Here is a 13,599-nt window from a genome sequence, read left to right as displayed (position 1 = left end):
AAACACCACTGAAAGGCAAAACGTGATGAAAATCGCTGTTAGAATTCAGAAGTGCGCGGTGAGATGTTAGAATCTCGTTGTAAAAATGTATAAATAATAGGACGTATCGGTATGCAAAAGTCTTACGATTACGATGTTATAGTGATTGGTTCAGGACCCGGCGGCGAAGGTGCGGCGATGGGACTGGTCAAGCAAGGCGCACGCATCGCGGTTATCGAACGCTATCACAACATCGGCGGCGGCTGTACTCACTGGGGAACCATCCCTTCAAAAGCCCTCCGTCACGCTGTTAGCCGCATCATCGAATTCAATCAAAATCCCCTTTACAGCGACCACACCCGACTGCTTCGTTCATCCTTTGCCGATATCCTTAACCACACGGAAAACGTGATCAACCAGCAAACGGCAATGCGTCAGGGTTTTTACGAGCGTAACCGCTGCGAACTCTTTCAGGGCGATGCCCATTTTGTTGATGCCAACACGGTCGAGGTAGAACATCATGACGGTACGCGCGAAAAACTAACCGCCGAGAAGTTTATCATCGCCTGCGGTTCACGCCCTTATCATCCCCACGATGTCGACTTTACCCATCCACGCATTTACGACTCCGATTCTATTCTCAACCTGCACCATGAACCTGGCCACGTGATCATCTATGGCGCCGGCGTCATTGGCTGTGAATATGCTTCTATTTTCCGTGGACTTAACGTCAAAGTTGATTTGATTAACACCCGTGACCGGCTGCTGGCATTTCTTGACCAGGAGATGTCCGACTCGCTGTCCTATCACTTCTGGAACAGCGGCGTAGTGATTCGTCATAATGAAGAGTTTGAGAAAATTGAAGGCGTAGATGACGGCGTGATCATGCACCTTAAATCCGGCAAGAAAGTAAAAGCGGATTGCCTGCTGTATGCGAATGGTCGTACCGGTAACACTGATTCGCTGTCGCTGGAAAATGTCGGTCTGGAAGCAGACGGACGTGGCCTGCTGAAAGTGAACAGCATGTATCAGACAGCTCAGCCGCACATTTATGCGGTAGGCGACGTGATTGGTTATCCAAGTCTGGCATCCGCTGCTTACGATCAGGGCCGTATTGCCGCGCAGGCCATTATGAAAGGTGAAGCCTCAGCGCATCTGATAGAAGACATCCCGACCGGGATCTATACCATTCCGGAAATCAGTTCTGTGGGGAAAACCGAGCAGCAGCTGACGGCAATGAAAGTGCCATACGAAGTGGGTCGTGCTCAGTTCAAACATCTGGCGCGTGCGCAAATCGTTGGAATGAATGTGGGTAGCCTGAAGATCCTGTTCCATCGCGAAACCAAAGAAATCTTAGGCATTCATTGTTTTGGCGAGCGCGCGGCGGAGATCATCCATATCGGTCAGGCGATTATGGAGCAAAAAAATGGTGGCAACACAATCGAGTACTTTGTGAATACCACCTTTAACTATCCCACCATGGCCGAAGCCTATCGTGTTGCAGCGTTAAACGGCCTAAACCGCCTGTTTTAACGTCGTATCGAAATAGCCCTGCATGTGCGTTCGGATTGCCTCTGCCAGTTGTTCATAACGACTGCGCAGGGGTGAACCGGGGCGGTATACCAGTGCGATAGTGCGTTGGGGAACCGGTTTGTAGCACGGGAGATAACAAACGCCGTCACGAATACGCTGATCCGGTACGGCCAGTGCAGGCAGTAACGTGATCCCGCTTCCCGCCGCAACCATATTGCGCAAGGTTTCCAGGCTGGTCGCGCGGAAATGCGTGTCTTCGTCTGCACCTGCTTCAAAGCAAAAGCCCATCGCCTGATCGCGCAGGCAATGACCGTCTTCCAGCATGAGCAGCTTTTCGCCCGCCAGATCGGACATCGGCACGCGGTCACGATCGCGCCATGGGTGATCTTCATAAACGGCCAGCTTCATCGGCTCATCAAACAGCGGGACCTCGATAAAGGCTTCGCTTTCTTTCACCAACGCCAGAATCGCACAGTCCAGTTTGCCGCTGTCGAGCTGCGCCAGCAGTTGCTGCGTCTGCGCTTCATGCAGATACATTTCCAGCTTTGGAAAGGTCTGATGCAGCATTGGAATGATCTGCGGCAGCAAATAAGGGCCGGTCGTGGGGATAAGCCCAATATGCAGTGGCCCTGACATCGCTTCGCCTTGCTGACTGGCCATCTCTTTCAGCACTTTGACTTCACGCAGAACGGTACGCGCCTGGTCGACCAGCAACAGGCCGGCCTGAGTAAACAGCACTTTGCGGCTGGTACGCTCCAGCAGCATGACACCTAATTCGTCTTCTAATTTACGGATCTGTCCGCTCAACGTGGGCTGACTGACATGGCAGGCATCCGCAGCACGTCGGAAATGACGATGTTCAGCAAGCGAAACCAGATATTCAAGATCACGGATATTCATTATTACCCTCCATTCCACGATAGCTCGTGGCGATAGATAGAATAGCAACCAACGATTGGCCCTATCAAGAGCGGATGGGAATAATGCCCACATCAATTCAGATTCATTGCCACCCAGGGAAATGTTTTCTGAACGTTGGAAACGGTGTCGCCCCTGTTTTCAACAGTCGCGAGCCCTTCGCCTAAAAAAAGACGAGAAGCACTGTCAGGCTTCCCTAAAACGCGTAGAGGGTGAACGTAACGAATCTGAGCATCGGCCGGGAGCGCCGTGGCTCTGATGATGTGCCTAAAATAAAAGTAGTTTCTGAAGCTAGAGGTTGGCGGGCATCTGATGCCCGCTTTTTTTTGCCTGCTGTTTACGCTAAGCGTGTTTTGGCATCCGCGATAGCACGGGCAACCTGACCGGGCGAAACCCCACCCTGAGCATTCCGCTTATCCAGACAGGATTTTAGGGCCAGAACAGGATAGACATCGTCCTCTATCACACTACTGAACTGCTTTAACTGCGCCAGCGTCAGCGCTTCCAGCGCCACGCCCTGTTTTATCGCTTCAACGACCGTTTCACCGACAATGTGGTGCGCCTCACGGAACGGCACGCCTTTAGCAACGAGGTAGTCAGCCAGCTCGGTTGAGTTCGCGTAGCCCTGCTCTGCCGCTTCCTGGCAGCGAGGACGTTTTACCTGCAGGCCATCCAGGACAAGAACCGACATATGCAGGCAGTCCAGCCAGGTATCCAGCGCGTCGAACAGCCCTTCTTTGTCTTCCTGCATGTCTTTGTTGTAGGCGAGCGGCAGACCTTTTAGCGTCATCATCATTCCGGTTAACGCGCCCTGTACACGGCCACACTTGCCGCGAATCAGCTCCAGTGCATCCGGGTTTTTCTTCTGTGGCATCAGGGATGAACCCGAGGTGACTTTATCTGAGAGTTCGATAAAGCCGGCTTCGCCAGTGTTAAAGAAAATCATGTCTTCAGCAAAGCGCGACAGATGTACCATACCGATTGACGCATCCGAGAGCAGTTCCAGAACATGGTCACGATCGGACACGGTGTCCAGGCTGTTACGCGTGGCAGAAGCAAAGCCTAACCAGCCAGCCAGCTGCTCACGATCGATGTCGTACGCCGTTCCTGCCAGCGCGCCACAACCCAGTGGGCTAACATCAAGACGCTTCAACGTATCCTGCAAACGGCTTTCATCGCGCGCCAGCATTTCAACATAGGCGAGGCACCAATGCGCAAAGGTTACCGGCTGCGCCCGCTGCAAATGCGTATAGCCTGGCATCACCGCATCCTGGTTCACTTCGGCGGTGGCGACCAGCGCCTGCTGCAGCTCACGTGTGGCGTCCAGCAGTACGGCAACCTGCGCCTTACACCAGAGTTTCAGGTCGGTCGCTACCTGGTCATTACGGCTACGGCCGGTGTGCAGTTTTTTGCCCAGCGCACCGACTTTCTCGATCAACTGACCTTCAACCCAGCTGTGAATATCTTCGGCATCACTTTGCAGAATTTGCTCAGGATTGGCACGAACCTCTTCCAGCAATGCATTCAATGCGGCTTCCAGCTGCTGCTGCTCATCACCGGTCAGAACATTTACCGTCACCAGCGCTTTGGACCAGGCCACTGAGCCAATGATGTCCTGCTCAGCCAGGCGGTAATCAAAACGCAGCGAGTCGTTGAACTGTTTGAAACGTTGATCTGCTGCCTGGGTAAAGCGTCCACCCCAAAGTGCCATGTGAATCTCCTTCAAGTCGTTAAACCAGGGGCGGCCTGAAAGCCGCCCCTGATGTCATACTGAGAGGCGAGGCGATCCTCGCCTGCGATTACTTTTTCTGCTCGTTCAATGCACGGATGCGTGAAGAGAGTGAGAACAGACGGATAAAGCCACCGGCATGACGATGATCGTAAACCTCGTCTTCGCCGAAGGTCGCGAACTCTTCGGAATACAGGCTGTTGGCTGAACGCTTCTGCGTCGCCGTGGCCTGGCCTTTGTAGAGTTGCAGGACCACTTCACCGTTGACGTCTTCTGCCAGCGACTCTGCCGCCGCCTGGATAGACTTACGCAGCGGTGCAAACCAGCGACCATCGTAAACCACATAGGACATTTCATGGCCCAGCTGCTCACGCCATTTGAAGCTGTCGCGATCCAGAACCAGTTGTTCAACCGCACGCAGTGCGTTAACCATGATGGTGCCGCCAGGCGTTTCGTAACAGCCGCGTGATTTAATGCCCACCAGACGGTTTTCAACGATATCGATACGACCTACGCCGTGTTTAGCACCCAGCACGTTCAGCTTTTCCAGACACTGGAACGGGCTCAGTTTCTCGCCGTTTACCGCGACAACGCGCCCTTTTTCAACGGTTACCGTCACGTCTTCAGGCTGATCCGGGGCTTCCAGCGGATCAACGGTCCAGACCCAGCAATCTTTATTCGGCGCATTAGACGGGCTTTCCAGCACGCCGCCTTCGGTGGAAATATGCCAGGCGTTTTCATCACGGCTGTAGATTTTTTCCAGCGAAGCGGTGGTTGGGATATTGCGCGCTTTCAGATAATCCAGCAGCGCTTCACGTGAACGCAGGTTCCATTCGCGCCATGGCGCAACCACTTTCAGCTGGGGTGCCAGCGCGGTGTAAGTGGTTTCAAAACGTACCTGGTCATTGCCTTTACCGGTCGCACCGTGGCACAGGGCATCAGCACCGACTTTCAGCGCCAGCTCAACCTGCGCTTTAGCGATGATAGGACGCGCCATTGAGGTACCCAGCAGATACGTCCCTTCATACAGGGCCCCGGTCTGCAGCACCGGATAAACGTAGTCGCTGATAAATTCTTCACGCAGATCAACAACGTGACATTCTGATGCACCTGACTGCAGCGCTTTCTTCTCAACGCCTTCCAGATCGCTACGTTCCTGACCGATATCCGCCACAAACGCGACCACTTCACAGCCGCCATAGTTTTCTTTCAGCCATGGAATAATGGCGGAAGTATCCAGACCACCAGAGTAAGCCAGAACGATTTTTTTGATGTTTTGCGTTTGCATTTCGTAATCCTTGAATCTGAGTCGTTAAGCGAGAATCCGGGTGCCAATGGACACACCGTTAAAAAGGTCGGGCAGTTGCTCGGCATGACGCCAGCTGGCGATATCAACCGGGCGGCCCAGCGTGCGCGCAGCATCCAGCGCTGCGTTCACTTTAACAATCATGCCATCGGTGATGATGCCCTGCGCAATCAACTGTTCAGCTTTGTCAGCCGTCATCTCTGCAATGCGCTGGCCTTTGCCATCGAGAATGCCACTGACATCCGATAACAAGACTAAATCAGCACCCAGCGTTGATGCCAGCGCCGTGGCGGCCTGATCCGCATTGACGTTCATTAACTGGCCGTCATCGGTAATGCCAATTGAGCTGACAACAGGCATATAACCCGCCGCAAGCAATGTATTGACCAACGCGGGATTACCCGGCGTGGCGTGGCCCACATGACCCAATGCTTCATCCAGCTGCGTGACATTAACCAGGCCTGCATCGCCCAGGCAAAGGCCTACCGCATGAATGCCATATTTTTTCGCCCAGGCCAGCAGGGTTTTGTTTGCGGTACCCGCCAGTGCGCCGGTAATAATGTCGATCTGGTCGGCAGGCGTGACGCGTAAGCCGTTCTTTTTCTGCACCGGCAGCGCCAGTTTTTTCATCAGTTCATCGACAAGGCAGCCGCCGCCGTGAACGACGATCAACGGGCGCTGATGCGCGGAGCGATAGGCCAGCAGCGCGTCAAATAAACGGGCCAGCGCTTCTTCGCTGTCTAACAGCACACCGCCCAGCTTGATAATCAATGGATTGGTCATGGTTTACTCGTCCGTTAAATCAGTGACTGCGTTTCAGGGAAACCGAAACGAATATTAAGGCACTGCACCGCCTGGGAGGCCGCGCCTTTAAGCAGGTTATCTTCTGCAGCCACCACAATCAGGTGTTCGCCCTGAACGGCGAACCCGATATCGCAATAGGGTAGCCCGACAACTGCTTTCAGAGCCGGCACGCCCTGGTCGTACACGCGTACCAGCGGCTTATCGTGGTAGGCGTTATGGAAAGCTTCAGCAACATCATCACGGCTTACGCCGGCCTTCAGGCGGCAGGTAACGGTCGCCAGAATCCCACGCGGAAAACTGCCCAGATGCGGGGTGAAAATTACCGGCGTTCCCAGGTGCGCCACAATCTCAGGATGATGACGATGATTAAAAATACCGTAAGGTTGCAGGCTGACTTCGCAGAAGCTGGTGCCGACATTCGCTTTGCGCCCCGCCCCACTCACGCCGCTGGTGGCATTAATGACCGGCCACTGCGCGTCATTCAGCAAACCCGCATCCAGCAAGGGCTTCAACGCCAGCTGGGAGGCGGTGGGATAGCAGCCCGGTACGGCCACCAGCTGTGCTTCTTTAATTTTTTCCTGCTGGAACTCAGCAAGACCGTAAACGGCTTTATCCAGCCAGTCACCGTGCTGATGCGTAAAGCCATAAAACTGGGTGTAAAAATCGTCATCGTTGACGCGAAACGCGCCTGACAGATCGAACACCACACAACCGGCTTTAAGAAATTCAGGGGCCAGGTCATGGCTAACTTCGTGGGCGGTCGCCAGAAACACCACATCCACTTTGCCTGCCCATTCGGCGGCATCACTCAACGGCTGCAGCGGCAAATCCACCACGCCTTTCAGCTGTGGATGCAGATCGGACAGGCGCTTGCCCGCATCGGGACTTTGCGCAGATACCGCCAAAGCGGTTATGTTGATATGTGGATGGCGATTAAGGAAGGTGGCAAGCTCTACGCCAGCGTAACCACTGGCACCAACGATCAGCGTATTCAACATCAGGCTGTATACCTTTATTACAGTCACACGTTCCGGGTCGCGGCCTTGCCCCGTTGCCCACGATGTCGTTTGCAGCGATTTAAGGTTCACATGCACACGACGTTAATGTATTTTTATTCACTATTAATGCATGAATATTGATACATCCTAACTCAAGGACCGTCAACAGTGAAGACAAAATTACCGCCTTTTATCGAACTATACCGCCAGTTGATCGCAACACCGTCAATCAGCGCAACCGATGCCGCACTCGATCAGAGCAATGAAACTTTAATCAATTTACTGGCTGGCTGGTTCCGCGACCTGGGTTTTGCTGTGGAAGTACAGCCCGTCCCCGGAACGCGTCATAAATTTAATATGCTGGCGCGCACCGGAAACGGCGCGGGCGGCCTGCTGCTTGCCGGGCATACCGATACCGTTCCGTTCGATGACGGTCGCTGGACTCGCGATCCCTTTACCCTGACCGAACATGACAACAAGCTGTACGGTCTGGGCACCGCCGATATGAAAGGCTTCTTTGCGTTTATTCTGGACACGCTACGTGATGTGGATGTGACAACCCTGAGTAAGCCACTGTATATTTTGGCGACAGCCGATGAAGAAACCACGATGGCAGGGGCGAAATATTTTGCAGAGTCCACCCAGCTTCGCCCCGACTGCGCCATTATTGGCGAACCGACCTCGCTAAAGCCGGTGCGGGCGCACAAAGGCCATATATCTAATGCGATTCGCATTCAGGGACAATCGGGCCACTCCAGCGATCCCGGACGCGGCGTTAATGCCATTGAGCTGATGCATGAGTCGATTACCGAACTCATGCAGTTGCGTAACACACTCAAATCACGTTACCACCACGATGGCTTTGCCATCCCCTATCCGACCATGAACTTTGGTCATATTCACGGCGGCGATGCGGCAAACCGTATCTGCGCCTGCTGCGAATTGCATATGGATATCCGGCCTCTGCCGGGCCTCACGCTGAGCGATCTCGACGGGCTGCTAAATGAAGCACTGGCACCGGTAAGCGAACGCTGGCCGGGACGGATCACCATTGAAGAACTGCATCCACCGATTCCCGGCTACGAGTGCCCCGCTGATCATGAACTGGTTAAAGTGGTAGAAACGCTACTGGGGATTCAGACGGAAGTGGTGAATTACTGCACTGAAGCGCCTTTTATTCAGCAACTCTGCCCAACCCTGGTACTGGGCCCAGGATCGATCAATCAGGCGCACCAGCCAGACGAGTTTATCGATACCGCATTTATTAAGCCTACCCGTGCGCTGATAAGCCAGGTTGTGCAGCATTTCTGTCACTAATTATCATTAATCGGGGCATTTCACTGAAATAACAGCAAAATGCCCCGCCATTCTGTGGGATTTGATAATAAGAATAACTTATCCCGCTTCTCCCCTATCAAATTCCATGAATTTCCAGCAGTTAGCTGCATGTTTCCTTCACTTTAAGTCAATTGACGAACGGATGATTACGTGGCTAGATAAAAGACGATGTTATACCTACGGGGCAATCATCCCACTTTATTCAGCTTGCGCCAGGCAGCAACTGAAGAACCTCGGGCAGTACCGAGAGGACAACGTTGCTGGCTTTTGTGCTGCCTGAAAAGACCGGGTATAGAGGTTTATCAAGACGATAAGGGTGTCAGGGTCACATGAACGAACAATATTCCGCAATGCGAAGTAATGTCAGTATGCTCGGCAAACTGCTCGGGGATACGATTAAGGATGCGCTGGGAGAGAACATCCTGGACCAGGTGGAAACCATCCGTAAGCTGTCTAAATCATCCCGTGCTGGCAATGACACGCATCGTAAGGCGTTGCTGAATACGCTGCAGAATCTGTCAAATGACGAGTTGTTGCCCGTCGCACGTGCTTTCAGTCAGTTCCTGAACCTCACTAACGTGGCTGAACAGTATCAAACCATTTCCCGCAGCGGCGATGGCGCGAATCATCCCGAGTTGTTAAAAAAGACCTTCGAAACGCTCAAACAAAACAATCTTAGTGAAAGTGCTATTCACGCGGCGATTGAATCCCTGTCGCTGGAACTGGTGTTGACCGCCCATCCCACAGAAATTACGCGTCGTACGCTGATTCATAAACTGGGCGAAGTAAACAGCTGTCTTGAACAGCTCGATCACAGCGATATTTCTGACTACGAGCGTAACCAGATTATGCGCCGCCTGCGCCAACTGGTCGCTCAGGCCTGGCATACGGATGAGATCCGTAAATACCGCCCTACGCCCGTGGATGAAGCCAAATGGGGCTTTGCCGTCGTTGAAAACAGCCTGTGGGAAGGCGTACCTGCGTTTCTGCGTGAGCTGAATGAACAGGTAGAAGAGACGTTTGGCATTAAACTGCCGGTCGATTTCGTTCCGGTGCAGTTTACCTCCTGGATGGGCGGTGATCGTGACGGCAACCCCAATGTCACGGCCTCCATCACCCGTCACGTCATGCAACTCAGCCGCTGGAAAGCCACCGACCTGTTCCTGCGTGACATTGGCGTACTGATTTCAGAACTGTCGATGTCTGAATGCAGCCAGGAAGTGGCCGATCTCAGTGGTGCCCCTGAAGCGCTCGAACCTTATCGCGTGATTTTGAAGCGTCTGCGCAGCCAGCTAATGAGCACGCAGGCTTATCTGGAACGCCGCCTCAAAGGCGAACGTTTACCACGTCCGGCTGACCTACTGGTCTCTAACGCTCAGCTTTGGGACCCGCTGTATGCGATCTATCAATCCCTGCAGCAGTGTGGCATGAGCATCATTGCCAACGGCCAACTGCTGGATACGCTGCGCCGCGTGAAATGCTTTGGCGTGCCGCTGGTCCGCATTGATGTTCGTCAGGAAAGCACCCGTCACACCGAAGCCATTGCAGAGATTACCCGCTACCTGGGGCTGGGCGATTATGAGAGCTGGTCAGAAGCCGACAAGCAAGCGTTCCTCATCCGCGAGCTGAATTCTAAGCGCCCATTACTGCCGCGCAGCTGGGAACCGAGCGATGAAACCCGCGAAGTGCTGGAAACCTGCAAAGTGGTAGCAGAAGCGCCTCAGGGCTCTATCGCCGCCTATGTGATTTCGATGGCAAAAACGCCGTCGGATGTGCTGGCCGTCCACCTGTTACTGAAAGAAGCCGGTATACCTTTTGCGATGCCGGTTGCACCGCTGTTTGAAACGCTTGATGACCTCAACAATGCCAACGATGTGATGAGCAAGCTGCTCAACATTGACTGGTATCGCGGCTTTATTCAGGGCAAACAGATGGTCATGATTGGCTATTCCGACTCGGCGAAAGATGCCGGGGTCATGGCGGCCAGTTGGGCGCAGTATCAGGCGCAGGATGCGCTGATTAAAACCTGCGAAAAAGCCGGAGTGTCACTGACCTTGTTCCACGGACGTGGCGGTACTATCGGTCGCGGCGGCGCGCCGGCACATGCTGCGCTGCTGTCTCAGCCGCCAGGCAGCCTGAAGGGCGGCCTGCGCGTTACCGAGCAGGGCGAAATGATCCGCTTTAAATACGGTTTACCGGAAGTGACTATTGCCAGCCTGTCGCTCTATACCGGTGCGATACTGGAAGCTAACCTGATGCCACCGCCGGAACCTAAACCGGAATGGCGCAGTATTATGAATCAGCTTTCTGCGGATTCCTGTGCCATGTACCGGGGCTACGTGCGCGAAAACGCTGACTTTGTGCCCTACTTCCGTTCAGCCACCCCAGAGCAGGAACTGGGCAAGCTGCCACTGGGTTCACGCCCGGCCAAACGCCGTCCTACCGGCGGTGTGGAATCCCTGCGCGCCATTCCCTGGATCTTCGCCTGGACCCAAAACCGTCTGATGCTCCCGGCATGGCTGGGTGCAGGTGCGGCGCTGCAGCAGGCGATGCTGGCAGGCCATCAGGATCAGCTTGAAGCGATGTGTCGCGACTGGCCGTTTTTCTCAACCCGCCTCGGTATGCTGGAGATGGTGTTCTCCAAAGCAGACCTGTGGCTGGCTGAATATTACGACCAGCGGCTAGTGGATAAATCCTTGTGGCCATTAGGTCAACAGCTGCGTGACCAGCTGGATGCCGATATCAAAGCCGTGCTGACCATCGCCAACGATTCACACCTGATGGCGGATCAGCCGTGGATTGCCGAATCCATTGCCCTGCGCAATGTGTATACCGATCCTCTGAACGTACTGCAGGCTGAACTGCTTCACCGTTCACGTGCTCAGGAAGCCCGCGGTGATGAACCGGATGCGCGCGTCGAACAGGCGCTGATGGTGACGATTGCCGGTGTTGCCGCTGGCATGCGTAACACGGGTTAAGTCCATTCTTGTCAGGACGGTCCGCGCAGCCTGTGCGGCCGTCCTTAACCCACCCGCGCTCGGGTGAGTTTGCCCGCCTCAACTACGCACCCTCTGATGAATGCCTGCTGTTTTATCTGGTGTTTTACCCCTTCACCCTCAGCGTCCTTAAGACCCTTTCATCTGGTCAAGTGCGTTACCTCAGAAATTATTACAGTTTGATTACAGTTAGCCTATAAACCTTATGCCTTTGTGGTCGTTACTCTTTATACGGGTCAAAAATCACCCGGATTGATCGATAAAAAGCCACACACTGATTCACACACCACACTGACAGAAGGCAGTGAGGCCTTCGTGCTTCTCATTAACATCAGGGTAACAGTATGAATAACATCAGAATAGGAATACGGCTCGTGGCGGCTTTTGGCTTCATGGGCATGCTTGTCATTTTCATGGTCCTGATCGGTATTACCAAAACACGTTCTCTGGCCGACGCCAACAGTGAGATCGCCGGGGGCCTTTACGCCAAGGCATCCGAATCGGCCGTGCTGTCATTTTATGCGCAAGATATGAGTCGTCTGGCGCGCATTGCGGTACTCCAGCCGGATCCGGCAAAAACAGAAAAAGCGGTTAACAGCTATCAGCAGGTCAGAAGCCAGGCCGACAGCCTGATGCAGGTACTGGATAAAGAGGTTGCCTCCGTCACTGGCAGACAACTTTTTTCCAACATCCAGTCTCACGCGGCGCTTTTTCTGCCGCTAATGGATAAGGTCGTTGCACTTGCTCAGCAAGGTAAAAAAGAGGAGGCCGACCAGCTGTTACAGGCCTCGGGAGACAACATTCAAACGGGCTACATCGCCTCCCTTCAGGCATTAAAAGATCACCAGGAAGCGCGGATGCAGGTTGCAGAGCAAACGTCCCATAGCGATCAAACCAATGCGTTGCGCTTACTGGCGGGCGCCGGTGCCGTTGCGCTATTTCTGGCGGGATTGTCTGCCTGGCTTATTACGCGCAGCATTACCCGCCCCCTTAATCAGGCCCTGATTGCCGCGCAGCGCGTGGCAAAAGGTGACCTCAGCGAGCCTGTGCAGGTCACTCACACCGATGAAACCGGCAAACTGCTGGTGGCAATACGGGAGATGCAGGAGGCACTGGTTCAAACGGTCAGCCTGGTGCGATCCAATGCGGAAAGCGTCGCCTCTGCCAGTAGTCAGATAGCGCAGGGAAATGCCGACCTGTCACAGAGAACCGAAGAGCAGGCCAGCGCGCTGGAGCAGACGGCAGCCACCATGACGCAGCTTGGCATGACGGTAAAAAATAACGCCAGCAATGCGCAGCAGGCCAGTCAGCTTGCGGTCAATGTGCGTAATGTCGCCAACGAAGGCAATGATGCCACGGCAGCGATTACCAGCACGATGCGCACCATTAAAGACAGCTCAGGGAAAATCGCCGACATCACCGCCGTCATCGACAGTATTGCCTTCCAGACCAATATTCTCGCGCTGAACGCAGCAGTAGAAGCCGCGCGTGCGGGCGAACACGGTAAAGGTTTTGCGGTGGTTGCCAGCGAGGTCAGAACTCTGGCGCAACGTAGCAGCACGGCCGCAGGTGAAATTCGCCAGTTAATTGACGCCAACGCCCGCAGCGTGGGGCAAGGTGACGAACTGGTTGCACATGCCACCGCGACGATGCAGAGCATCGTCAGGGCCGTGGGTCACCTGAGTGATACCGTTGAGGAAATTACCTCAGCCAGCGCCGAGCAGGCCAGAGGCGTGGAACAGGTGGGCATCGCGGTAACCGAGATGGACAGCGCCACACAGCAAAACGCCGCATTAGTGGAAGAATCCGCCTCGGCCGCGAACAGCCTCCGGGAACAGGCACGACAGCTGCTGCAGGCGGTCTCCGTCTTTCGTTTTAATAACGCGACACAGCAGGTGCAAAGCGTACCGACGCTCAAAACACCCTCGCTGGTGAAACCGGCTCAATCCTTGACCCATGAAGGCTGGACACATTTTTAATGCGTGGCACATCAGGCTG

Annotated in this window: 9 protein-coding genes; 4 read left to right on the top strand and 5 right to left on the bottom strand. The window is 54.2% G+C overall.

The genetic code is table 11. The features are described from left to right. Window positions 1–111: 111 nt before the first annotated feature. The gene (sthA, locus tag GKC68_RS01505; protein WP_028723143.1) at window positions 112–1,512 is read left to right on the top strand and encodes a Si-specific NAD(P)(+) transhydrogenase; all 1,401 of its coding nucleotides are present in this window, start codon (window positions 112–114) and stop codon (window positions 1,510–1,512) included. On the opposite strand, the gene oxyR is transcribed toward sthA, so the two are convergent. From oxyR to argC, 5 genes are all read right to left on the bottom strand, one after another. Then, window positions 1,495–2,412: a DNA-binding transcriptional regulator OxyR gene (gene oxyR, locus GKC68_RS01500; protein WP_015699323.1), complete on the bottom strand. Its 918-nt coding sequence runs from the start codon at window positions 2,410–2,412 to the stop codon at window positions 1,495–1,497. The genes sthA and oxyR overlap by 18 nt on opposite strands. Before the next feature lie 355 nt (window positions 2,413–2,767). Continuing rightward, window positions 2,768–4,141: an argininosuccinate lyase gene (argH, locus tag GKC68_RS01495; RefSeq protein ID WP_058706100.1), complete on the bottom strand. Its 1,374-nt coding sequence runs from the start codon at window positions 4,139–4,141 to the stop codon at window positions 2,768–2,770. A gap of 88 nt (window positions 4,142–4,229) precedes the next feature. Continuing rightward, on the bottom strand, window positions 4,230–5,447 hold the full coding sequence (locus GKC68_RS01490; protein ID WP_089529052.1) for an argininosuccinate synthase: 1,218 nt from the start codon (window positions 5,445–5,447) through the stop codon (window positions 4,230–4,232). Window positions 5,448–5,471: 24 nt separating this feature from the next. Beyond that, window positions 5,472–6,248 (bottom strand): acetylglutamate kinase, encoded by a 777-nt coding sequence (argB, locus tag GKC68_RS01485; RefSeq protein ID WP_013027679.1) that lies wholly within the window; start codon window positions 6,246–6,248, stop codon window positions 5,472–5,474. Between the two features lie 14 nt (window positions 6,249–6,262). Next, window positions 6,263–7,267 carry an N-acetyl-gamma-glutamyl-phosphate reductase gene (gene argC, locus GKC68_RS01480; protein ID WP_028723147.1) on the bottom strand — a complete coding sequence of 335 codons (1,005 nt, stop codon included), beginning with the start codon at window positions 7,265–7,267 and terminating at the stop codon, window positions 6,263–6,265. A gap of 168 nt (window positions 7,268–7,435) precedes the next feature. On the opposite strand from argC, the gene argE reads away from it, so the two are divergent. From argE to GKC68_RS01465, 3 genes are all read left to right on the top strand, one after another. After that, window positions 7,436–8,584 (top strand): acetylornithine deacetylase, encoded by a 1,149-nt coding sequence (gene argE / locus GKC68_RS01475; protein ID WP_013027681.1) that lies wholly within the window; start codon window positions 7,436–7,438, stop codon window positions 8,582–8,584. Window positions 8,585–8,934: 350 nt separating this feature from the next. Continuing rightward, window positions 8,935–11,583, top strand: coding sequence for a phosphoenolpyruvate carboxylase (ppc, locus tag GKC68_RS01470; RefSeq protein ID WP_342656523.1), 2,649 nt, complete (start codon window positions 8,935–8,937; stop codon window positions 11,581–11,583). 362 nt (window positions 11,584–11,945) lie between these two features. Continuing rightward, window positions 11,946–13,580: a methyl-accepting chemotaxis protein gene (locus tag GKC68_RS01465; protein WP_047714749.1), complete on the top strand. Its 1,635-nt coding sequence runs from the start codon at window positions 11,946–11,948 to the stop codon at window positions 13,578–13,580. The last annotated feature ends 19 nt before the right edge of the window (window positions 13,581–13,599 follow it).

The sequence above is a fragment of the Pantoea sp. RSPAM1 genome (genome assembly GCF_038816185.1).
Taxonomy (GTDB): Bacteria; Pseudomonadota; Gammaproteobacteria; order Enterobacterales; family Enterobacteriaceae; genus Pantoea; species Pantoea ananatis.
The sequence above is the reverse complement of the archived record's forward strand: the minus strand, read 5'-3'. Positions and strand labels throughout refer to the sequence as shown.

Coding starts and splice junctions, on each gene's coding strand:
- sthA (WP_028723143.1), top strand. CDS start 112: ATGCAAAAGTCTTACGATTACGATGTTATAGTGATTGGTTCAGGACCC.
- oxyR (WP_015699323.1), bottom strand. CDS start 2,412: ATGAATATCCGTGATCTTGAATATCTGGTTTCGCTTGCTGAACATCGT.
- argH (WP_058706100.1), bottom strand. CDS start 4,141: ATGGCACTTTGGGGTGGACGCTTTACCCAGGCAGCAGATCAACGTTTC.
- GKC68_RS01490 (WP_089529052.1), bottom strand. CDS start 5,447: ATGCAAACGCAAAACATCAAAAAAATCGTTCTGGCTTACTCTGGTGGT.
- argB (WP_013027679.1), bottom strand. CDS start 6,248: ATGACCAATCCATTGATTATCAAGCTGGGCGGTGTGCTGTTAGACAGC.
- argC (WP_028723147.1), bottom strand. CDS start 7,267: ATGTTGAATACGCTGATCGTTGGTGCCAGTGGTTACGCTGGCGTAGAG.
- ppc (WP_342656523.1), top strand. CDS start 8,935: ATGAACGAACAATATTCCGCAATGCGAAGTAATGTCAGTATGCTCGGC.
- GKC68_RS01465 (WP_047714749.1), top strand. CDS start 11,946: ATGAATAACATCAGAATAGGAATACGGCTCGTGGCGGCTTTTGGCTTC.